Genomic DNA, 21,249 nt, shown 5'->3' with positions numbered 1-21,249 from the left:
CGTGCCGCTGACGTTCGACGCCCCGGCGGTCCTCGGCGTGCTCGCCGCGGGTGTGCTCTACGTCCGCGCGGCCCGCCGCCGCCGCGACTGGCCGCCGGGCCGCACGACGGCGTTCCTCGCCGGGCTCGCGACGATCCTGGTCGTCACCTGCTCACCGCTGGCCATCTACGACACGACGTTCTTCTGGGTCCGCGCGGTCCAGACGGTCACGCTGCTGATGATCACGCCGCTGCTGCTCGCCCTGGGCGCGCCGATCCGGCTGCTCCTCGACACCGTCGAGGCCCCGTGGCTGCATCGGCACGGTCGCGGCCCGCTCGCCCGCGCGCTGACGTTCCCGCCCGTCGTCACGGCCGTCCTGGTCGCCCCGCTGCTGGTGCTGTACCTGACGCCGCTGTACGACCTCACGCTGCGCTCAGCGGTGGCCGACGGCCTGGTCCGGCTGGTGCTCGTGCTGGCGGGCTTCACCTACTTCTGGTCGCGCCTGGGCCTCGATCCGACGCCGCGGGAGGACCCGCACCTGGTGTCGGTGTGGATCGCGTTCGCCGAGGTGATCTTCGACGGCGCGCTCGGCCTGGTGCTGTGGCTGGGCCCGCTGCTCGCCCCGGCGCACTACGCGGCCGCGCACCCGGGCTGGGGGCCCGATCCCCGCACTGACCAGATCATCGGCGCGGGCGTGCTGTGGATCGGCGGCGACGTCGCGGGCCTGCCGTTCGTGGTGGCGCTGTTCATCCGCTGGGCCCGCGACGACGAGCGGCGCGCGAAGCAGATCGACGCCCGGCTGGACGAAGAAGCCGCTTCGGGCGCCGCATCGACGTCGGGACTGTGGTGGGAGACCGACCCGGCCCTTTCCGACCGGTTCAAGGGCCGGGGTTAGTCGTGGAACGCGTGCTCCGGCGCCGGGAATTCACCTCGGCGGACGTCCTCGGCGAACGCGGTCGCCGCGTCCTGCAGCACCGTCGCCACGTCGGCGTAGCGCTTGACGAACCGCGGCGCCTTGCCTCGCCGCAGCCCGGCCATGTCCTGCCAGACGAGCACCTGGGCGTCGCAGTCCGGGCCCGCGCCGATGCCGACCGTCGGGATCTTCAGCTCCGCCGTGACGCGCTTCGCGGCCTCGGCGGGCACCATCTCCATCACCACCGCGAACGCCCCGGCCTCCTGCAGCGCCAGCGCGTCGGCGAGCAGCACGTCCGCCGCTTCGCCGCGCCCCTGCACCCGGTAGCCGCCGAGGTTGTGCTCACTCTGCGGGGTGAAGCCGATGTGCCCCATGACCGGCACCCCGGCCGAGGTCAGCGCCTCGACGTGCGCGGCGAACCGCCGGCCGCCTTCGAGCTTCACGGCGTGCGCGCGGCCCTCCTTCATGAACCGCACCGACGTCTCCAGCGCCTGCTGCGGCGAGAGCTGGTAGGAACCGAACGGCAGGTCGGCGACCACCAGGGCCCGCTTGACCGACCGGGTGACCGCCCGGACCAGCGGCAGCAGCTCGTCGACCGTCACCGGCAGCGAGGTGTCGTAGCCGAAGACGTTGTTGGCCGCGGAGTCGCCGACGAGCAGCACGGGGATCCCGGCCTCGTCGAACAGCGCGGCGGTGTACATGTCGTACGCGGTGAGCATGGGCCACGGCTCGCCGCGTTCCTTGAGCTCGCGCAGGTGGTGGACGCGGACCTTCCGGCCCGAAGCCGGCTTGGCGGCGGGTCCGGTGCCGTAGGGGGCGGGTTCTTCGGCGCTGGCAGACATCGTCGTCGACCGTCCTTCCCTCGAGGCCTCGTCGAGGTCCCCGGGTCGTGGAGCAGAGGTGTTTCAAAGAGTGACACGCGCCCGGACCGCCCCCAACCGCGTGCGACAAGCTTCACACCCCCGGGGACCACGGGCGGTCAGCCTTCAGGTTGATGTCGGGGGACAACCAACCCGGGTTCACTTACGTCAAGAAGAGGGCATGACCACCGACCGGCCGCGAAAGGCGACGAAACCACCCATGGGAAACCTCGCGAGCTCGCGCCGTCGCCTCCCCGCCTGGAAGGCGAAGGCGGGCGGCATCGTCGCGACCGTGGTCCAGCTGGCCGCGGTGTTCTCGGTGATCCTGCTCTTCACCGGCGGCGCGCACGGCCGCCTGCTCAACGGCATCGACATGGCCTTCTCCGGCCTCAGCGTGCCGACCAGCGAAAGCCTGATCATGGTGCTGCTGCTGGGCGTGCTCGGGGCCGCCCTGCGCCGCCGCAAGAAGGCCGCGCTGTACACGCTGGTGCTGTTCCAGGTCGGCGGGCTGCTGCTCACCCTGGTCCTCCAGGCGACGCTGCTGTGGTCACCCGAACTGCTGACGCTCGGCCCGAAGCAGGTCCGGCACATCCCCGCGCAGCTGTGGGTGCTGACCGTCGCCGACGTCGTCTCGATCGCGCTGATCGTGTTGCTGCTCGCGCTGCGCCCGGCGTTCCCGGCCCGCCTCGCGCCGAGCGCCTGGCGTGACGGCCTGAGCATGCTGTTCGGCGGCTTCGCCGTGGTCATCCTGGTCGGGTGGGGCCTGACCGAGGCGTTCCCCGGCCACCTCGGCGACACGTGGGAGCGCTTCGCCTGGGTCGTCAACCACGCCACGGGCGAGAACCTGCAGCTGCGCCGGATCGGCGTGGGAGACGGGCCCGGCTGGCTGGACGTGCTCCTCGACCTCAGCGCGACGGCGGTCGCCACCGCGGCGCTGTACCTGCTCTTCCGCGGGGTGCGCAGCCGCGCCCTGCGGACGGACGAAGACGAGCTCCGCCTGCGGAAGCTGCTCGCCGAACACGGCGAGGACGACTCCCTCGGCTACTTCGCCACCCGGCGCGACAAGAGCGTCGTCTTCGCGCCGAACGGCCGCGCGGCGGTGACCTACCGCGTCCTCGGCGGCACCAGCGTCGCCAGCGCCGACCCGGTCGGCGACCCGGAGGCGTGGCCCGACGCGGTCCGCGCGTGGCTCGACGAGACGCGCCGGTACGGCTGGACCCCCGGCGTGCTCGGGGCGAGCGAACGCGGCGCGAAGGCGTACACCGGGGCGGGCCTGCGGGCGCTGGAGATCGGCGACGAAGCGGTGCTCGACGTCCGCGAGTTCAGCCTGGCCGGCCCGGAGCGGCGCTCGGTGCGCCAGGCCGTCAAGCGCATCCAGCGCGCCGGGTACACCTCGCGGGTCCGCCGCCACGGCGAGATCCCCGACGGCGAGATGACCGAGCTGCTCGTCCGGGCGCAGGCCTGGCGCGGCGCCGAGACCGAACGCGGGTTCTCGATGGCGCTCGGCCGGCTCGGCGACCCCAGCGACGGCCGCAGCGTGATGGTCGAGGCCTACGACGGCCACGGCGAGCTGCGCGGGCTGCTGTCGTTCGTCCCGTGGGGGCGGCGCGGGCTTTCGCTGGACCTCATGCGCCGCGACCGCGACGCCGAAAACGGCCTCAACGAGTACATGATCGCCGAGACGGTCGCGGCCGCGCAGCACCTCGGCGCGCAGCGGATCTCGCTCAACTTCGCGATGTTCCGCGCGGTGTTCTCCGAGGGTGAGCGGATCGGCGCGGGCCCGGTGCTGCGGGCCTGGCGCGGGATCCTGAGCGTCTTCTCGCGGTTCTTCCAGCTGGAGTCGCTGTACCGGTCCAACGCCAAGTACGGGCCGGACTGGGAGCCGCGCTTCCTCTGCTACTCGTCGGCCCGGCGGCTGCCGCGCGTGGGCATCGTCGCGGGCGCGCTCGAAGGGTTCGTCCCGACCGGACGGGCGCGGTCGCTGCGGCTGGAGACGGTCAGCGACGACTTCGTCGCGCGCGTCAGGGAGATCGAGGAGTCGGCGGCGGCACCCGCGCCGAAGGCCTGGCGGCGGCCCGAACAGGTCCGCGTCCGCATCGCCAAGCTGGACAAGCTCCGCGAGGCCGGCATCGACCCGTACCCGGTCGGCTTCCGCCGCGACGACCACATCGGGGACGTCGTGGCGAAGTACGGCGACCTGGCCCCGGACACCACCACCGGGCACCGGGTCCGGATCGCCGGGCGGGTGCTGAACCTGCGCATCCTCGGTGGCCTGTGCTTCGCCCGCGTCAAGGACTTCAGCGGCGAAATCCAGCTGATGCTGGAGGCCGGCGAGCTGGACCTGACCCGCTGGCGGACCGGCGTCGACCTCGGCGACCACGTCGGCGTCAGCGGCCAGGTCGTGACGTCGAAGCGCGGCGAGCTCTCGGTGCTCGTCGACGAGTGGACGGTCACCGCGAAGTGCCTGCACCCGTTGCCCGACAAGCGGAAGGGCCTCACCGACCCGGAGACGCGGGTCCGGCAGCGCTACCTCGACCTGGCGGTCAACCCGGACTCGACGAACATGCTGCGGCTGCGGTCCACCGTGGTCCGCGCGGTGCGTGACCGGCTGCACCACGCCGACTACCTCGAGGTCGAGACGCCGATGCTGCAGACGGTGCACGGCGGCGCCAACGCCCGGCCGTTCGTCACCCACATCAACGCCTACGACATGCGGATGTACCTGCGGATCGCGCCCGAGCTGTACCTCAAGCGGCTGTGCGTCGCCGGCGTCGAACGCGTCTTCGAGCTCAACCGCAACTTCCGCAACGAAGGCGTCGACGCGACCCACAACCCCGAGTTCACGATGCTCGAGGCGTACCAGGCGTACGCGGACTACGACACGATGCGGACGCTGACGCGCGAGCTCGTCCAGCACGCGGCCGAAGCGGCGTACGGCGCCCAGGTCGTCCGGCGGCCGGACGCCGACGGGAAGGTCGTCGAGTACGACATCTCCGGCGACTGGCCCGTCGTGCCGGTCCACCAAGCCGTCTCGGCGGTGTTCGGCGAGGAGATCGGCTCGGGGACGCCGGTGGCCGAGCTGCGCCGCCTCTGCGTGGCCGCCGGGGTGCCGGTGGGGGAGGACCCCGGCCACGGCGACCTCGTGCTCAAGGCGTTCGAGCACCTCGTCGAGGGGACGACCGTGCTGCCGACCTTCTACACCGACTACCCGACCGACGTCTCGCCGCTGACCCGCCAGCACCGGGTGGACCCGCGGCTGGCCGAGCGCTGGGACCTCATCGCGTTCGGGTCCGAGGTCGGCACGGCCTACACCGAGCTGACCGACCCGATCGAGCAGCGGCGGCGGCTCGAGGGGCAGTCGCTGCGCGCGGCCAGCGGTGACGTCGAGGCGATGGAGCTGGACGAAGATTTCCTGCTCGCCTTGGAGCACGGCATGCCGCCGACCGGCGGCCTCGGCCTGGGCGTGGACCGGCTGCTCATGATGCTCACCGGGGCCTCCATCCGCCAGACGGTCCTGTTCCCCTTCGTCCGGCCGCAGGCATAACGACTCGGTGGACCTGGTCACGGCGACGGGCCGTGGCGCGGCCGGTCGCTTACGCTCTGCCTCGTGCGCACGGCTCGGATCGCCTCGGCCCTCCTGATGGGGGTGGCCGTCCTGGCGTATTCGGGCTGGCTGCTGGAGTTCTTCCTGCTCACCGGGGTCTCCCCGGTGGAGGACCCGGCCGAGGCGCTGCTGCTGACCGGGCCGCCGGTGTTCCGGGTCCTGCTCGCCGTGTCCGGGGTCGCGTTCGTGCTCGCCGGGCCGCCGCTGCACCGGCTCGGGCCGGTCCAGTGGACGGCGCGGCTCAGTTCGATCTCGGTGAGCGCGTTCGGCGTGCTCGTGCTGCTGCAGGCCGCCTACCCCGAGCGCAGCGACCTGCTGTCGTCGCTGCTCAACGTCGTCCTGGTGGCCGGGGTGATCAGCCTGATCCTGTGGTGGCCGCCGGGCTGGCGCGCGCTCGCGGTCGTGGGCCTGGTGCTGGTGCTGGCCACCTGGGTGGCCGTCGTGCTCGCTCGGCAGCTGGACGCCTACGAAGGCGTCTTCACGCGGGCCCAGCTGGTGGTCCGCGCGGCCCTGTACGCCGCCGGCGGGACGTACGCCTTCGTCAAGCCCGCGCCGCGGCACGCGCACCGATAGCCCGATTCCCGCCCGGAATGTCGGTGGTGGGTGGCACGATCGCCGCAGGTGTCCCAAGGCGGAAGGATCGACATGGCGGGAAACGTGCGCCCGGTGGCCGACGAGCGTGACGGGCTGCTGAGCTTCCTGGAGCAGCAGCGGTACGTGCTCAGACTCGCGGCACACGGCCTGACCGACGAACAGGCGAGGCTCGCCTCGACGAAGAGCACGCTGTCGGTGGGCGGCCTGATCAAGCACGTCGCGAGCACCGAGTACAGCTGGATGGACACGGTGCTGCAGGTGCCGCAGAAGCCGTTCGGCGAGGCGGTGGGGGAGTGGGAGGCCGCGCACCGCCTGGGCGAGGACGAGACCCTCGAAGGCGTGCTGGCCCGCTACGACGAGGTGGCCGCCCGCACGGCGGAGGTCATCGCGGGTATCGACGACCTCGGCCAGGCGGTCCCGGTGCCGAAGGGCGTGCCCTGGTTCCCGCAGGACGTCGAGGCCTGGTCGGTCCGCTGGGTCCTGCTGCACCTGATCCAGGAGACGGCCCGCCACGCGGGCCACGCGGACATCATCCGCGAGCACATCGACGGCGGCACGGCAATCCCCCTCATGGCCGCCGCCGAGGGCTGGCCCGAGTCCCCCTTCATCAAGCCCTGGACCCCAGCGTCCCAACCAGCCTGACCGGCGGCTCGGCTCGCGCCCGCCTCCGGCCCGCGAGCCGACCCCCCAATCACGCGAGATGCCCTTCCAATCACGCGTGATGCCTCCCCAGTCACGCGTGATGCCCCTCCGAGCACGCCGCGGGAAGGCTCAGAACAGCGTCGGCTCGTCCGCCAGCGCGCCCTCGATCACGAGCATCCGGCGTTTCGTCCCGACCCCGCCCCGCGCCGAGAACCCGCCGTCCTTCCCACCCGCCGCCAGCACCCGGTGGCACGGCACGATGATCGGGAACGGGTTGTGCCCCATCGCCTGCCCGACGGCCTGCGCCGACCCCGGCTGCCCGAGCCGGTGCGCGATGTCCCCGTAGGTCAGCGTCTTGCCCGGCGGAATCGTCCGCGCGATCTCGTACGCGCGCCGGTTGAACGCCGGCACCCCGGAAAAGTCCAGCTCGACCGAGGCCAGCTCCTGACGCGCACCGCTCAGCAACGCCACGATCCCGTCCACCGCGGCCCGCACCGGGGCCGGCGGCGGCCCTTCGACGGCGTCCGGGAACCGCCGGACCAGCCAGGCCCGGGTCCGTTCCGCGCTGCCCTCGGGCAGCGACGTCCCGATCACGACGTCGTCGCGCCAGGCGAGCCCGCACGCGCCGATCGCCGTGTCGAACACCGTGAACCCCGTCGTCATGCCGTCCAGCCTACGACCGAAGAGGGGTACCGCCGTGCCGCGAATGATCGCTAAGTTCGGTTTGGGCGAATTCGAGGAGGACGCGTGCGGCGAATGATCCTGGCCACCGCGCTCATGCTGGGCTTGATCGCGACTCCGGCGGCCGCCGACCCCCTGGTCATGCCGCACGTCGTCGTCGCGCACCACACGGGGTGGGCCGAGCTCGTCATCAGGCAGGCCGGCGGGACCGTCGTCGCGAGCTACCCGCAGATCGGCGTCGTCGTCGCGTACACCGCGAAGGACGACTTCTCCGCGAAAGTCCGGAAGACGCCGGGCATCGACGCCGTCGGCGCGACGCGCACCGCGAAGGTCCCGAAGGCGTTCTTCGCGCCCCGCAAGGACCTCCGCTACACCGGCCCCGGCTCGCCGAACACCAGCCAGGTCCCACCGGAGGGCACGGCGTGGGACGTCCCGGCGCTGCACCTCCCCGAAGCGCACCAGGTCACCGACGGCAGCCGGCGCACCCTCGTCGGCGTCCTCGACGTCGGCGTCGACGACACCCACCCGGAGCTGAAGACCGCGTTCGACGCGAAGAACTCCGTCTCCTGCCTGTCCGGTTGGCCCGACCGCGGCCCCGCCGCCTGGCGCCCCACGCTCGACGGCCACGGCACGCACGTCGCGGGCACGATCGCCGCGGCCCGCAACGGAACCGGTGTCGTCGGCGTGGCGCCGGGAGTGCGCATCGCGGCGGTGAAGCTCGCCGAACTCGACGACACCGAGACGGCCGAGAGCATGGTCTGCGGGTTCGTCTGGGCCGCCGAGCACGGGTTCGCCGTCACCAACAACAGCTACCGCTCGATCCCGTGGCGCTACAACTGCGACGACCAGCCGGACCAGGCCGCGGCGAAGCTCGCCGTCGGCCGGGCGGTCGCGTACGCGCAACGCCGGAACGTCCTCGTCGTCGCCTCCGCCGGCAACGCCGGGATCGACCTCGACACGCGCTCGGTGGACAAGGAGAGCCCGGCCGACAGCACGCCGGTGGAGCGCCGGATCGACCCGACCTGCACCCGGCTGCCGCACGAACTCCCGGGTGTCGTCGGCACCGGTGCGCTCGACGAAAAGCTCGTCAAAGCGAGCTTCTCGAACTACTCGGCGTCCCGGATCAGCGTCGCCGCGCCCGGCGCGCGCGTCTGGTCGACCTGGCCGAACGGCGAATACCGGTCCGCGAGCGGGACCTCGATGGCCGCGCCGCACGCGAGCGGCGTCGCCGCCCTGATCGCGAGCGAGCACCCGCACTGGAGCGCCGAGCGGATCAAGCGCGCGCTCTACGCCACGGCGACGCCGCTCCAGTGTCCCGACGTCGTCTGCCGGCCGACCCGGAACGGGACGACCTACTACGGCCACGGCATGGCCGATGCGGCGAGCGCCGTCGGCGCGGGATGATGGCGCTCGTGCTCGATCACCTCGTCTACGCCGGTCCGGACCTCGCCGACGCCGTCGCCGGGGTCACCGCCCTCACCGGAGTCACGCCCGCGCCGGGTGGCCGCCACATCGGCGTCGGCACGGCCAACCACCTCGCCGACCTCGGCGCGGGGATGTACCTGGAGGTCATCGGCCCGGACCCCGCCCAGCCGGACCCCGAAGCGCCCCGGCCGTTCGGCATCGACGAGCTGACGGAGCCCGCGCTGGTCGCCTGGGCCGTCCGCACGACCGACATCGACGCGACGGTCGCGGCGGCCCGCGCCCACGGCTTCGACCCGGGCGACCCGATGGAGATGTCCCGCGAAACCGGCGACGGCGAAACGCTGCACTGGCGCCTGACCCCGCCGAGCGTCCCGGGCACCCTCGCGCCGTTCCTCATCGACTGGGGCAGCACCCCGCACCCGACGACGCGGGACCTGCCGTCCCTGCCGCTGCTGATGGTCACCGGCACCCACCCGGACCCGGATTCGGTGCTGACGGTGCTGGACGCGCTCGGTCTGGAGCTGCTGGTCCGCCGGGCCGCGAAAGCCGGCCTGACGGCGGCCCTCCGGACTCCGGAGGGCCGCCAGGTCGCCCTGAGCTAGGCCTTGCCCTCGCGCCACAGGTTGGTCATCGGCAGCCGCCGGTCGCGGCCGAAGGCCTTGAACGTGATCTTCGTGCCCGGCGGGTACTGGCGCCGCTTGTACTCGGCCTTGTCGACCATCCGCACCACGCGGTCGATGGTCTCCGGGTCGAAGCCCGCGGACACCAGGTCGGCGTACCCGCGGTCGCCCTCGACGTAGTCGTCGAGGATGTCGTCCAGCAGCGCGTAATCCGGGAGCGAGTCGGTGTCCACCTGGCCCGGCCGCAGCTCGGCCGACGGCGGCTTGGTGATGGAGTTCTCCGGGATCGGCGGGGTCTCGCCGCGTTTCGCTGCTTCGGCGTTGCGCCAGCGGGCGAGCTGCCACACGTGCGTCTTGAAGACGTCCTTGATCGGGGCGAACGCGCCGACCGCGTCGCCGTAGATCGTCGAATACCCGACGGCGAGCTCGGTCTTGTTGCCGGTGGCCAGCACCAGATGACCGTCCAAGTTGGACAGTGCCATCAGGAGCATGCCGCGCGTTCGCGCCTGGATGTTCTCCTCGGCGAGGCCGGTCAGGGAAAGCTGGTCGACGTACACGCGCACCATGTCCTCGACCGGCTCGACCCGGTAGTGCGCGCCGATCCGCTGCGCCAGGTCGGCGGCGTCGTCCTTCGAGTGCCCCGAGGAGTACTTCGAGGGCATCGAGACGCCGTAGACGTTGCCGCCGCCCAGCGCGTCCGCCGCCAGCGCCGCGCAGACCGCCGAGTCAATGCCGCCGGAGAACCCGAAGATCACCGACGAGAAGCCGTTCTTGTGCACGTAGTCCCGCAGCCCGACGACCAGCGCGTGCCACACCTCGGCCTCGTCCGACAGCGGCTCGCTGATCACCGGCGTGGCCGTCGGCTCGTACGCCGGCAGCGGCTCTTCGCTCAGGACACGCCGCCGGACGTGCAGGCCCTCGTACGAACCGTCGCCCGCGTACCCGGTCTTCGGCAGGTCCATGTCCAGCACGAGCAGGTGCTCGACGAACTGCGGGGCGCGGGCCAGCAGCGTGCCGTCCGCGCCGACGACGAGCGAGTCGCCGTCGAAGACGAGGTCGTCCTGCCCGCCGATCTGGTTGGTGTAGACCAGCGGCGCCCCGGCTTCGGCGGCGCGCCGGGCGATGAGCGGCAGCCGCTGCTCGTCCTTCGACCGCTCGTACGGCGACGCGTTCGGCGCCACGACGAGGTCGACGCCGGCGCGGCCGAGCGCCGAGATCGGCCCGCCGTCCTGCCAGAGGTCCTCGCAGATGACCATGCCGATGTCGAGCCCGTGGAACCGGACGACGTCGAGCGTGGTGCCCGGCTTGTACCAGCGGTGCTCGTCGAAGACGCCGTAGTTGGGCAGGTGGTGCTTGAACTGCCGGGCGACGACCTCGCCGCGGTAGAGCGCCGCGGCGGCGTCGCGCGGGCCGACGTCGTCGAGGTCGAGGTAGCCGATGTAGGTGAGCACTTCGCCGCAGCCGGCCTCGTCGAGGCGGCGCGCCAGCGACTCGACGCCCTGCCGCGAGGCGGCGGCGAAGGTCTTGCGCAGCGAGAGGTCCTCGATGGGGTAGCCGGTCAGGGACATCTCGGGGAAGACGACGACGTGGGCGCCGGCTTCGGCGGCCCGCCGCGTCCACTCGACGTGCAGATCGGCGTTGCCGTCGAGGTCGCCGACGGTGGGGTTGACCTGGGCGAGCGCGATGCGCAGTTGCGGCATGCCGCCATTCTGGCTCACGGTCATCCGGAAGGCCGAGCGAATGTGGGCGAAATGCCACGCTCAGGCCGAGGCCACGGCGTCCCGGTGCTTGAGCTTCGCCATCCGCCCGTTCCGGTGGTGCCGGACGACGCCTGCCAACTCCGGGTGCGCGAGCAACCACGTCATCAGGCCGTCGAAGTGACGCGGGACGTCGCCGAACTCCTCCGCGGTGGCATGGGCACCAGCCGGTGCTCGCCGAGCTGCTCCGGATCGCCGTTGACCTCCGGACCGCACAGCTCGTAGGTGCCGGGCGCCGCACCGGGAAGCCGCTCCCGCGCCTCCTCGAAAAACTTCGCGAACGCCGACTGCCCGACCGGCTCCCAGCCGACGGTCTTCCCGGTTTCGGGGTCGGTCTGCACGGCCTCGAACCCCTCCGGCGCCGCCTTGCCCGCCTTCTCCGCGCGCCGCGCCCACCGGGTGCCGGACTCGTCGAGCCGGGCGCAGGTGCCGTCGTCCTTGCGGGCCAGGGCCGGGACAAACGAGAAACCCCCGCCCGGACGAACCGGACGGGGGCCTCCGCAAGAGGAACTACTTCCGCTTGATCATGCTCCGGACCTTCTTGATGGTCTGCTCGAAGTCCGAATCGAACGGGTTGTCGTGCACGAGGTACGTCCACGTCGTGTTCGCGCGCCGCACGCCCGCGTCACCGAGGTCGATGCCCTCGTCGGTCAGCTCCGCCTCTTCGAGCGTCTTCGCCGCCCGCGAATCGGCCTCGGCGATGATCTTGTGGAACTCCGGGATCGCCGCGCGGTGGAACTCGTCCAACGGCGTCTCCCGGGCCAGCGCGCGCAGGTGGATGCTCTCGCGGACGTCGGTCAGGTACGCCAGGTGGTCGGACCAGAGCTGGTCGACGTGGAACAGCAGCACCTCGCGGCACATCTGCTCCAGCTTGTCCTGGTCGTCGAGCTTCTCCTTCAGCTCGCCGAACTTCTCCGGGTGCGCCTTCTCGAGCTGCTCCGCCGCGTACGCGGTGCGAAGCACCTTGTCGCGGTGCACCAGCAGGTCCCGCCGCTGCCGCTCGATCAGCCGCGTGTAGCGCCAGGTGTTGCGGTGGATCTCCAGGTCGACGCCCTCGGCGACGCGCTGGGCGTGGTTGAGCTGCCGCAGCGCCGCCGGGTCCTTGATCTCGCCGGTCTCCTCGTCGTCGGTGATGCCCTCGGGCACGTCCGGCGCGTTCGACAGCACGAGTTCGTCGTTCAGGCTCGCGAAGAAGATCGCGCTGCCCGGGTCGCCCTGGCGGCCGGACCGGCCGCGCAGCTGCCCGTCGAGCCGGCTCGACGGGTACCGCGCGGTGCCGATGACGTGCAGCCCGCCCAGCTCGACGACCTCTTCGCGGGTCGCGCCGTCGGTGCCGCCCAGCCGGATGTCGGTACCGCGGCCGGCCATCTGCGTGGACACGGTGACCGCGCCCTTCTTGCCGGCCTCGGCGATGATCGCGGCCTCTTCGGCGTCGTTGCGCGCGTTGAGCACGACGCACTCGAGGTCGACCTTCGCGAGCTTCTCGGCCAGCTCTTCGGACTCGGCGACGTCCTGGGTGCCGACGAGGATCGGCCGCCCGGTCTCGTGCACCGTGCGGATCTCCTCCTCGATCGCGCGCAGCTTCTGCGACGGCGAGGCGAAGACCCGGTCTTCGAGGTCTTCACGGATGTTCGGCGTGTTCGGCGGGATGACCGCGACCTCGAGCTCGTAGAACTCGCGCAGCTGCTCGGCGACGGCGACCGCGGTACCGGTCATGCCGGCGACCTCGGGATAGCGCGCGAGCAGCGCCTGGACGGTGATCGAGTCCAGGATCTCGCCGCGGTCGGTCGCGGTGACCTGCTCCTTCGCCTCGACGGCCGCCTGGAGGCCGTCCGGCCAGCGCTGGAGCTCGGCGACGCGGCCGCGGGCGGCGTTGATGAGCTGCACCTTGCCGTCGCGGACCAGGTAGTCGACGTCGCGGGTGAGCAGCGCGTGCGCGTGCAGGGCGACGTTCACCGCGGGGAGCCGGTCCGACGCCGTCTCGCCGTAGAGGTCGTCGACCTCCAGGCCGAGCGACTTCGCGACGACGGACGCGCCGGCGTCGGTCAGCCACGCGTTGCGGCCCTCGCTGTCGGTCTCGTAGTGCAGGCCGAGGCGCAGCCGCCGGACGACCTTCGCGACCTCGTCGTCGGCGTCGGTGTGGTCGATCGAGCCGGCCATCACCAGCGGGACGCGGGCCTCGTCGACCAGCACCGAGTCCGCCTCGTCGACGATCGCGACCTCGGGGGCCGGCTGGACGAGGTCGCCGACCGACGTCACCAGCCTGTCCCGCAGGACGTCGAAGCCGATCTCGGCCACGGCGCCGTACGTGACGTCCTTGGCGTAAGCCTCGCGACGCTCTTCGCGGGAGTGCGCGGGCTCGACCCAGCCGACCGACACGCCGAGCAGGGCGTACACCGGGCCCATCCACTCGGCGTCGCGGCGGGCCAGGTAGTCGTTGACCGTGACGACGTGAACGCGCTTCCCGCGGATCGCGTAGCCGGCGGCGGCGAGCGCACCCGCGAGGGTCTTGCCCTCACCGGTCTCCATCTGCACGACGTGCTTGGTGAGCAGGCCCATCGTGCCCAGCACCTGCACGTCGAACGCGCGCTCGCCGAGGGCCCGCCGCGCGGCCTCGCGGCCCAGCGCGCACACCTCGACCAGCTGGTCGTCGCCGAACGCGGTGTCCTTCAGCGTCTCGCGAAGCTTGCCCGCCCGCTCGGTCAGCTCCTCGTCGGAGAGCTTTTCGAGCTCGGGTTCGAGCTTCTCGACCGCGGGCAGCAGTGCTTCGTAGCGGGTCAGCTCGACGCTGCCCGGCCGCTGGATGATCCGGCGGAGCTTCTTGCCCACCCGGCTGATCAGTGCTGCCACCCCTGGTCTCCCGTTCTCTCTCGCTCGACCGGCCTCCACCACCCAACGCGACGGTGGTGCGTTCGAGTTCCGCGGCCGGATGGGACGATCCAACCGTGTTCTCACATCCCAGCGCCAGGTCCCGTAGTCGCAGGATCACCGCAATGGCGACATCCGTGCTGTTCGCGGCCTCGCTGACCGCGTGCACGTCCTCCGGCAAGACCGAGCCGCCCGCGCCGACGACCGAGTCGCACCCGCCGTCCGGGCCGGTGCCCGCCGGTCTGGAGCGGTTCTACGGCCAGAGCCTGAGCTGGGCCGACTGCGCACCTTACGCGACATCGGAAGACTCGCGGTCGGCGTTCCAGGCGAAGGACGTCCAGTGCGCGCGCCTGACCGTGCCGCTGGACTACGCGAAGCCGGACGGCGACACGATCACGCTCGGCCTGCTCCGGCGCAAGGCGACGGACGCCGGGGCGCGGATCGGCTCGCTCGTGGTCAACCCGGGCGGGCCGGGCGCGTCGGGCATGGTCGCGGCCGCCGGGCTGGCCAGGCCGATGACGAGCACCGGGCTCGGCAAACGCTTCGACCTGGTCGGATTCGACCCGCGGGGGATCGGGGCGAGCCAGCCGGCCATCCACTGCCTGACCGATCGGGAGCGGGACGCCGACCGCGCGGACGACAGCGAAACCGACGGCTCGCCGGGCGGCGTGCTGAAGCAGGAATCGCAGGAAAAGGACTTCGCCGCCAAGTGCGCCCAGCGCACCGACGACGGCACCGGGATGCTGGCCAACGTCGGCACCCGCGACGTCGTGAAGGACCTGGACGTCCTCCGCTCGGTCCTCGGCGACGAAAAGCTCACCTATTTGGGCTACTCCTACGGCACCCGGATCGGGTCGGCGTACGCCGAGGCGTTCCCGAAGAACGTCCGCGCGATGATCCTCGACGGCGCGGTGGACCCCGAGCAGGACGCGGTCGAGTCGCTCGTCGCGCAGGGCCAGGGCTTCGGGACGGCGTTCACGCAGTTCGCGAAGTCGTGCACGGCCCAGCAGGACTGCGCGCTCGGCGCGGACGCCGGCGGCGCGGTCAAGGCGTTCCAGGACCTCGTCCGGCCGCTGATCGACTTCCCGGTGCCGGTCGGCGACGGCCGCAAGCTCTCCTACGAGGACGCCACCACCGGCGTCATCCAGGCGCTCTACCAGGAAAGCCTCTGGGACACCCTGAACACGGGCCTCAACGAGCTGAAGCAGCAGCGCGGCGCGACGCTCGAGAAGCTCGCCGACATCTACAACGAACGCGACTCCGACGGCAAGTACGGCACCACGCAGGACGCCTTCACGGCGATCCGCTGCGTCGACGACCCGCGCGTCACCGACCCGGCCGTCATCCTCAAGGCGCAGGAGGAGTACGTGAAGGTGGCGCCGTTCCTCGACGACGGCCGCCCGGCTTCGGCGGCTCGGGACGCCTGCGCGTTCTGGCCGGTGCCGAACACCTCGGAGCCGCACGTGCCGAACATCGAAGGCCTGGCGAAGACGCTGGTCATCTCGACGACCAACGACCCGGCGACGCCGTACCAGGCCGGCGTCAACCTCGCGAAGGGCCTGAAGGGCGCGCTGCTGACCTTCGAGGGCACCCAGCACACGGTGTTCCTGCAGGGCGTGAAGTGCGTGGACCAGGCGGGCACGGACTACCTGCTCGACGGCACGGTGCCGCCGGACGGCAAGCGGTGCTCGGGGCAGTAGTTACCGCTGCTCGGTCAGCGACAGCTCGATCATCACCGGGCTGAGGTGGTTGTCCGGCGGCGGGATCTGCACCCACAGCCGGACGAACCGCCGGGGCAGGGCGTCGGAGACCCACACCTTGACGTTGAGGTCGGCGTCGATCGGCGGGAGCACGCTGTGCGCGACGGTGGCGGGCACCCGGCCGGCGACCCGCAGTGCGGGTGCGCCGTCGACGTTCTCGCGGCCTTCGGTCTTGGCGTCGGTCATCCCCTCGAGCAGCCGCTTCAGCGCACCTTGCGGGCCGAGGAACGCGCTGACCCGGTACTCGTCGGGCAGTGAGTCCTGCCCGTCGCGCACGGCGAACGGGAACTTGGTGTGTCCGTCACCGTCCTGGACGTCGGCCGTGCCGGTCGCGGTGCCGCCGTCGCCGAGGGTCGCGTCGCCTTCGATCTGGCGGAGCGGGAAACCCGGCAGCACGCCGTTGACGCCGGCCGCGAAACGCACGCTCCGCACCGAGGCGAACGACGTCGCGGCCTCGCGGACCAGGTCGGCGCCCGCCGGGAAGGGACCTCGCGTATCGGGCGAGCCCGTGCAACCGGCCGTCAGGAGGAGCGCGAGCAGCAACGCGAGGCGGGGCATGGCGAAAGCCTACTGTTGGCCCAATCCTTGCGGATGATGTCCTTCCGGCCACTTTCCAGCTCATGCGCGGGCGATGAGACTGCCTGGGTGACCGTTGAGACCCGTCCCGTCCCGAAGCTGCACCGTGCGTGGCTGATCGCCGGCGCCGCCTTCGTCGCGTTGCTCGCCTCCGCCGGCTTCCGCGCCGCTCCCGGCGTCCTGATCGACCCGCTGCACGAAGAGTTCGGCTGGTCCCGCACCACCATCAGCTCGGCCGTGTCGGTGAACCTCGTGCTCTTCGGCCTCTTCGCGCCCTTCGCGGCGGCGTTGATGGAGCGCTTCGGTATCCGGCGCGTCTCGGCGACGGCGCTGACCGTCATCGCCCTCGGCGCGGGCGGCACGGTCTTCATGACCGCGAGCTGGCAGCTCGTGTTGTGCTGGGGCGTGCTGGTCGGGCTGGGCACCGGCTCGATGGCCATGGGGTTCGCCGCGATGGTCGCCACGCGGTGGTTCGTCCGCAGCCGCGGCGTCGTCACCGGCGTCCTGACCGCCGCGGGGGCCACCGGCCAGCTGATCTTCCTGCCGCTCATCGCGAACCTGGCGGTCGGCTCGGGCTGGCGCACGGCGTCGCTGGTGATCGCGATCGCCGCGCTCGCCGTCGTCCCGGTGGTCCTCCTGCTGATCCGCGACCACCCGGCCGACGTCGGCACGACGGCCTACGGTGCGCCCGCCGGCGCCGAGGTCGCGCGGCCGGCACCGAAGACCGGCTCGGTCCGCCGCGCCCTCTCCGTGCTGCGCCAGGCCGCCCGCACCCGGACGTTCTGGCTGCTCGCGGTCGGCTTCGCGATCTGCGGGGCGACGACCAACGGCCTGGTCGGCACCCACTTCGTCCCGGCCGCGCACGACCACGGCATGCCGCAGACGACCGCCGCGGGCCTGCTGGCCCTGGTCGGCGTCTTCGACGTCGTCGGGACGATCTTCTCGGGCTGGCTCACCGACCGCATCGACCCGCGGATCCTGCTCGGCGTCTACTACGCCCTGCGCGGGCTCTCGCTGGCGCTGCTGCCGCACCTGTTCACCGACTCGGTGCAGCCGAGCATGTGGGCGTTCATCCTGTTCTACGGCCTCGATTGGGTGGCCACGGTCCCGCCGACGGTCGCGCTCTGCGTCCGCGCGTTCGGCGACGCCGGCCCGATCGTGTTCGGCTGGGTGTTCGCCTGCCACCAGCTCGGGGCCGCGTTCGCCGCGTCGGCCGCCGGCCTGGTCCGCGACCAGCTCGGGAACTACACCCTGGCCTGGTATTCGGCCGCCGTGCTGGCCGTCATCGCGTCGGTCGCTTCGCTGGCCATCACCCGGGCGAAGAAGCCCGTGGCGGTACTCGCGACGTGACTTCGGCGGCTACGGCGCGTCGCGAAACATGTCGTTAACACGCTGTGGTTAGGGTGCGGCCATGGATCGCCAGCAGGAATTCGTGCTCCGCACGCTCGAGGAGCGCGACATCCGTTTCGTCCGTCTCTGGTTCACCGATGTGCTGGGGTTCCTCAAGTCCGTCGCGGTCGCGCCGGCCGAGCTCGAAGGCGCCTTCAACGACGGGATCGGCTTCGACGGCTCGGCCATCGAGGGCTTCGCCCGCGTCTACGAATCGGACATGGTCGCCAAACCCGACCCGGCCACGTTCCAGGTCCTGCCCTGGGAGACCCCCGACGGCGGTCCCTACTCGGCCCGCATGTTCTGCGACATCGCGATGCCCGACGGCTCGCCGTCGTGGGCGGACCCGCGGCACGTGCTCCGCCGCCAGCTGTCGAAGGCCGCCGAAGCGGGCTTCACCTGCTACGTCCACCCCGAAATCGAGTTCTTCCTGCTCTCGACGATGCCGGACGACGGCAGCGAGCCGGAGCCCGCGGACAACGGCGGCTACTTCGACCAGGCCAGCCACGCCACCGCGACGCACTTCCGCCGGCACGCCATCGAGACGCTCGAGGCGATGGGCATCTCGGTCGAGTTCAGCCACCACGAAGGGGCACCGGGCCAGCAGGAGATCGACCTCCGCTACGCCGATGCGCTGACGATGGCCGACAACGTGATGACGTTCCGCTACGTCGTCAAGGAGGTCGCGCTGACCCAGGGCGTGCGCGCGACGTTCATGCCCAAGCCGTTCACCGACCAGCCCGGTTCGGGGATGCACACGCACGTCAGCCTGTTCGAAGGCGATCGCAACGCCTTCTACGACGCCGAAGACCCGCACGAGCTGTCGGGGACCGGCAAGGCCTTCGTCGCCGGAGTGCTGCACCACGCGAAAGAGATCTCGGCGGTCACCAACCAGTGGGTGAACTCCTACAAACGCCTGATCAGCGGCAGTGAGGCCCCGACGACCGTCTCGTGGGGCCGCGCGAACCGCTCGGCGCTCGTCCGCGTCCCGATGTATTCACCCGGAAAGGCGTCATCCCGACGGGTGGAGATCCGTACCCTGGACTCGGCGTGCAACCCGTACCTGGCGTACTCGGTCATCCTGGCCGCCGGGCTGAAGGGGATCGAGAAGGGCTACGAGCTGCCGCCACCCGCCGAGGACAACATCTGGCAGCTGAGCGACTCCGAGCGGCGCGCCGCCGGGTACTCGCAGCTGCCGCAGAACCTGGGGGAGGCGCTGGCCGAGATGGAGAAGTCGGAGCTCCTGCCGGAAGCGCTCGGCGAGCACGTCTACGACTTCTTCCTCCGGAACAAGCGCGTGGAGTGGGACAACTACCGCAGCGCGGTCACCCCGTACGAACTCCGAACCCTGTTGCCGGTGCTCTGATGGGGCGGCGGCCGGTGTTCCTCGCGATCCTGGCCGCCGCACTCGTGCTCGTCCCCGCCGCGCCTGTCGCGGCCTCGCCGGCCCCTTCGAGGTTCGACCTCGACTCGGCCGACATCCCGGCGCTGCAGGCGCGGATGACGTCGGGCCGGCTCACCGCGGTCGGCCTGACCAGCACTTACCTCGACCGGATCCACCGGATCGACGGCAAGGTCAACGCGGTACTGGCGCTCAACCCTTCGGCACTGGGCCAGGCTGCGTCGAGTGATGCCCGCCGTCGCGCGCACCGCCTCCGCGGGCCGCTCGACGGCATCCCGGTGCTGGTCAAGGACAACGTCGACACCCGCGACCAGTGGACGACGGCGGGGTCACGGGCGTTGCGCAGCCACCCGGCCGCGGACGCGACCCTGATCACGCGGTTGCGCGCGGCGGGCGCGGTGATCCTCGGTAAGGCGAACCTCTCCGAATGGGCGAACTTCCGCGCCGCGAAGCCGACGTCCGGCTGGTCGGGCGTGGGTGGGCAGACGAACAACCCGTACGTGCTGGACCGCAACCCGTGCGGGTCGTCCGCGGGGTCGGCGGCCGGCGTGGCGGCGTCGCTGGCCCAGGTGGCGATCGGCTCGGAGACGGACGGCTCGATCGTGTGCCCCGCCGGGATGACCGCGACGGTCGGGCACAAACCCAGCCTCGGCCTGGTCAGCCGCACCGGCGTGGTGCCGATCTCCGCCGAACAGGACACCGCGGGCCCGATCGCCCGCAACGTCGTCGACGTGGCCCTGACGCTGTCGGTCCTGCAGGGTCGCGATCCCGCGGACCCGGCCACGCTGACCTACCCGCGCACCCAGCCGGCGGACTACGCGAAGCTGCTCCGCCCGGGTGTTCTCCGTGGCGCGCGGATCGGCCTGTGGCGGCTGCCGGTGCTCGGCCCGGCCACCGACGCCGTCATGACTTCGGCACGAAACTCCCTGGTCAAGGCGGGTGCGACCGTCGTCGAGGTGTCGCTGCCCTACCAGGCGCGGCTGGGGGAGCTGGAGTTCCCGGCGCTGCTCACGGAGTTCCACCGCGACATCGACGCCTACCTCGCGACCCGCCCCCGCGGGCCGCGGAACCTGGCCGAGCTGATCGCCTACAACCGCGCGGACCCGCTGGAGCGCACGTGCTTCGCCGGGCAGGAGCTGTTCGAGCAGGCACTGGCCGCGCCGCCGCCGACCGACCCGGGTTACCTCGCCGGCCGCGCGGAGCTTTCCGACCTCGCGCGCCGATCGCTCGACGAGACCCTGGCCGCGTACGACCTGGACGCGATCGCGTCGCCGACCAACCCGCCGGCGTGGAAGACCGACTGCGCGGTGGGCGACAACGACGTGATCCCGTCCTCGACCCCGGCCGCGGTGGCGGGCTACCCGGACGTGACGGTGCCGGCGGGGTTCGCCGGACCGCTCCCGGTGGGGATCTCGTTCATGGGGTCCCGGTGGTCCGACGCCCGGGTGCTGGCGCTCGCGGCGGACTTCGAGCGGGTCGCTCCGGCCCGGGTCCCGCCGCGGTACCTGCCGACGTTGCCGTCGTAGTGGTGGGCTGATCCGCGTCTGTCGGCCGGGCTTCCCGCCGCGGAACCCGCCGACCTCGCCGTCGTAGGGGCGGGCCGATTCGCGTTGTCGGTCCGCTGCCCGCCGGGATACCTGCCGACCTCGCCGTCGTAGTGGCCGGCCGATCCGCGTCCGCCGGCCCGCCTTCCGCCGTCGTGGTGGTGGTTCGGCCGGCCCGCCCTCGCCGCCCGCTTCCCGCTGTCCGGCCCGGCGGGGCCGCCGTCGCCCTCCGTAAGCGCTCTGACCTGCAGCGATGGCGTTAAGTGACCCCCCTGTTTTGGGGCAGTTCCGGGGCATGTAATCTTCTCTTCGTCGCCAGGAACACCGGGTCACACCGGGGCCGCAAGCCCCGGAGACCAGGCCGGGACGAGCGGGTTGACACCGCGGATCGGACCGGGTAATGTTCAGCGTCGGCCCACGAGCGGCCGCCGACCCCCTACGACTAAACCCGTAGGCTGAGGCATGCTCGACCAAAAGCTTGTGAATATCGCTTGGAACAACTGCCGAGGATTTAGCCGCCGATAACGCGGATGGATTCAGAGTGTGTTGCTTGAGAACTCAACAGTGTGCTAGTGAACTAAGCCAGTAGAGCTTATGTATTGAACCTCGTATGAGGTTCCTTTGAGAGCATTAAT

The 21,249-nt window shown here is 71.7% G+C and carries 16 protein-coding genes; 10 read left to right on the top strand and 6 right to left on the bottom strand.

What is annotated here, in order from left to right; translation table 11 throughout:
- Window position 1: 1 nt before the first annotated feature.
- Window positions 2-874 carry a cytochrome c oxidase assembly protein gene (locus AB0F52_RS43225; protein WP_360183789.1) on the top strand — a complete coding sequence of 291 codons (873 nt, stop codon included), beginning with the start codon at window positions 2-4 and terminating at the stop codon, window positions 872-874.
- Here the strand turns inward: AB0F52_RS43225 and panB are convergent.
- Window positions 871-1,734 (bottom strand): 3-methyl-2-oxobutanoate hydroxymethyltransferase, encoded by an 864-nt coding sequence (panB, locus tag AB0F52_RS43220; RefSeq protein ID WP_360183787.1) that lies wholly within the window; start codon window positions 1,732-1,734, stop codon window positions 871-873. The genes AB0F52_RS43225 and panB overlap by 4 nt on opposite strands.
- A 238-nt stretch (window positions 1,735-1,972) precedes the next feature.
- Between panB and lysX the strand changes: the two genes are divergently transcribed.
- The 3 genes from lysX to AB0F52_RS43205 all read left to right on the top strand — a co-directional run bounded on the left by lysX (window position 1,973) and on the right by AB0F52_RS43205 (window position 6,592).
- Window positions 1,973-5,296 carry a bifunctional lysylphosphatidylglycerol synthetase/lysine--tRNA ligase LysX gene (lysX, locus tag AB0F52_RS43215; RefSeq protein ID WP_360183977.1) on the top strand — a complete coding sequence of 1,108 codons (3,324 nt, stop codon included), beginning with the start codon at window positions 1,973-1,975 and terminating at the stop codon, window positions 5,294-5,296.
- 63 nt (window positions 5,297-5,359) lie between these two features.
- Complete coding sequence (locus AB0F52_RS43210) at window positions 5,360-5,929, top strand: hypothetical protein (protein ID WP_360183785.1); 570 nt, start codon at window positions 5,360-5,362, stop codon at window positions 5,927-5,929.
- 72 nt (window positions 5,930-6,001) lie between these two features.
- Window positions 6,002-6,592 carry a DinB family protein gene (locus AB0F52_RS43205; RefSeq protein WP_360183783.1) on the top strand — a complete coding sequence of 197 codons (591 nt, stop codon included), beginning with the start codon at window positions 6,002-6,004 and terminating at the stop codon, window positions 6,590-6,592.
- Window positions 6,593-6,721: 129 nt separating this feature from the next.
- Here AB0F52_RS43205 and AB0F52_RS43200 read toward each other — a convergent pair whose 3' ends face one another.
- Window positions 6,722-7,255: a methylated-DNA--[protein]-cysteine S-methyltransferase gene (locus AB0F52_RS43200; protein ID WP_360183781.1), complete on the bottom strand. Its 534-nt coding sequence runs from the start codon at window positions 7,253-7,255 to the stop codon at window positions 6,722-6,724.
- A 93-nt stretch (window positions 7,256-7,348) separates the two neighbouring features.
- On the opposite strand from AB0F52_RS43200, the gene AB0F52_RS43195 reads away from it, so the two are divergent.
- Together AB0F52_RS43195 and AB0F52_RS43190 are read left to right on the top strand one after the other, a co-directional pair.
- Window positions 7,349-8,677 carry a S8 family serine peptidase gene (locus AB0F52_RS43195; protein WP_360183975.1) on the top strand — a complete coding sequence of 443 codons (1,329 nt, stop codon included), beginning with the start codon at window positions 7,349-7,351 and terminating at the stop codon, window positions 8,675-8,677.
- An 8-nt stretch (window positions 8,678-8,685) separates the two neighbouring features.
- Window positions 8,686-9,300, top strand: coding sequence for a VOC family protein (locus AB0F52_RS43190; protein ID WP_360183779.1), 615 nt, complete (start codon window positions 8,686-8,688; stop codon window positions 9,298-9,300).
- Here the strand turns inward: AB0F52_RS43190 and AB0F52_RS43185 are convergent.
- The 3 genes from AB0F52_RS43185 to secA2 all read right to left on the bottom strand — a co-directional run bounded on the left by AB0F52_RS43185 (window position 9,297) and on the right by secA2 (window position 13,925).
- The gene (locus AB0F52_RS43185) at window positions 9,297-11,018 is read right to left on the bottom strand and encodes an NAD+ synthase (RefSeq protein WP_360183777.1); all 1,722 of its coding nucleotides are present in this window, start codon (window positions 11,016-11,018) and stop codon (window positions 9,297-9,299) included. The two genes, AB0F52_RS43190 and AB0F52_RS43185, sit on opposite strands and share 4 nt — an antisense overlap.
- A 164-nt stretch (window positions 11,019-11,182) precedes the next feature.
- On the bottom strand, window positions 11,183-11,416 hold the full coding sequence (locus tag AB0F52_RS43180; RefSeq protein WP_360183775.1) for a hypothetical protein: 234 nt from the start codon (window positions 11,414-11,416) through the stop codon (window positions 11,183-11,185).
- Between the two features lie 169 nt (window positions 11,417-11,585).
- Window positions 11,586-13,925: an accessory Sec system translocase SecA2 gene (secA2, locus tag AB0F52_RS43175; protein ID WP_360183773.1), complete on the bottom strand. Its 2,340-nt coding sequence runs from the start codon at window positions 13,923-13,925 to the stop codon at window positions 11,586-11,588.
- A gap of 143 nt (window positions 13,926-14,068) precedes the next feature.
- Here secA2 and AB0F52_RS43170 point away from each other — a divergent pair, with 143 nt between their 5' ends.
- Window positions 14,069-15,643, top strand: a complete 1,575-nt coding sequence (locus AB0F52_RS43170) for an alpha/beta hydrolase (protein ID WP_360183771.1) — start codon at window positions 14,069-14,071, stop codon at window positions 15,641-15,643.
- On the opposite strand, the gene AB0F52_RS43165 is transcribed toward AB0F52_RS43170, so the two are convergent.
- Window positions 15,644-16,261, bottom strand: coding sequence for an LppX_LprAFG lipoprotein (locus AB0F52_RS43165; protein ID WP_360183769.1), 618 nt, complete (start codon window positions 16,259-16,261; stop codon window positions 15,644-15,646).
- A gap of 87 nt (window positions 16,262-16,348) precedes the next feature.
- Here AB0F52_RS43165 and AB0F52_RS43160 point away from each other — a divergent pair, with 87 nt between their 5' ends.
- From AB0F52_RS43160 to AB0F52_RS43150, 3 genes are all read left to right on the top strand, one after another.
- Window positions 16,349-17,629, top strand: a complete 1,281-nt coding sequence (locus AB0F52_RS43160) for an MFS transporter (protein WP_360183767.1) — start codon at window positions 16,349-16,351, stop codon at window positions 17,627-17,629.
- Window positions 17,630-17,690: 61 nt separating this feature from the next.
- Window positions 17,691-19,034 carry a type I glutamate--ammonia ligase gene (glnA, locus tag AB0F52_RS43155; RefSeq protein WP_360183765.1) on the top strand — a complete coding sequence of 448 codons (1,344 nt, stop codon included), beginning with the start codon at window positions 17,691-17,693 and terminating at the stop codon, window positions 19,032-19,034.
- Entirely contained in the window at window positions 19,034-20,596 is a 1,563-nt protein-coding gene (locus AB0F52_RS43150) for an amidase (protein WP_360183763.1), read from the top strand. The genes glnA and AB0F52_RS43150 overlap by 1 nt, the downstream gene beginning before the upstream one ends.
- Window positions 20,597-21,249 lie beyond the last annotated feature (653 nt).

Origin of the sequence: Amycolatopsis sp. NPDC024027 (genome assembly GCF_040638975.1) — a bacterium.
Taxonomy (GTDB): Bacteria; Actinomycetota; Actinomycetes; order Mycobacteriales; family Pseudonocardiaceae; genus Amycolatopsis.
This window is presented reverse-complemented; position numbering and strand designations above follow the sequence as displayed.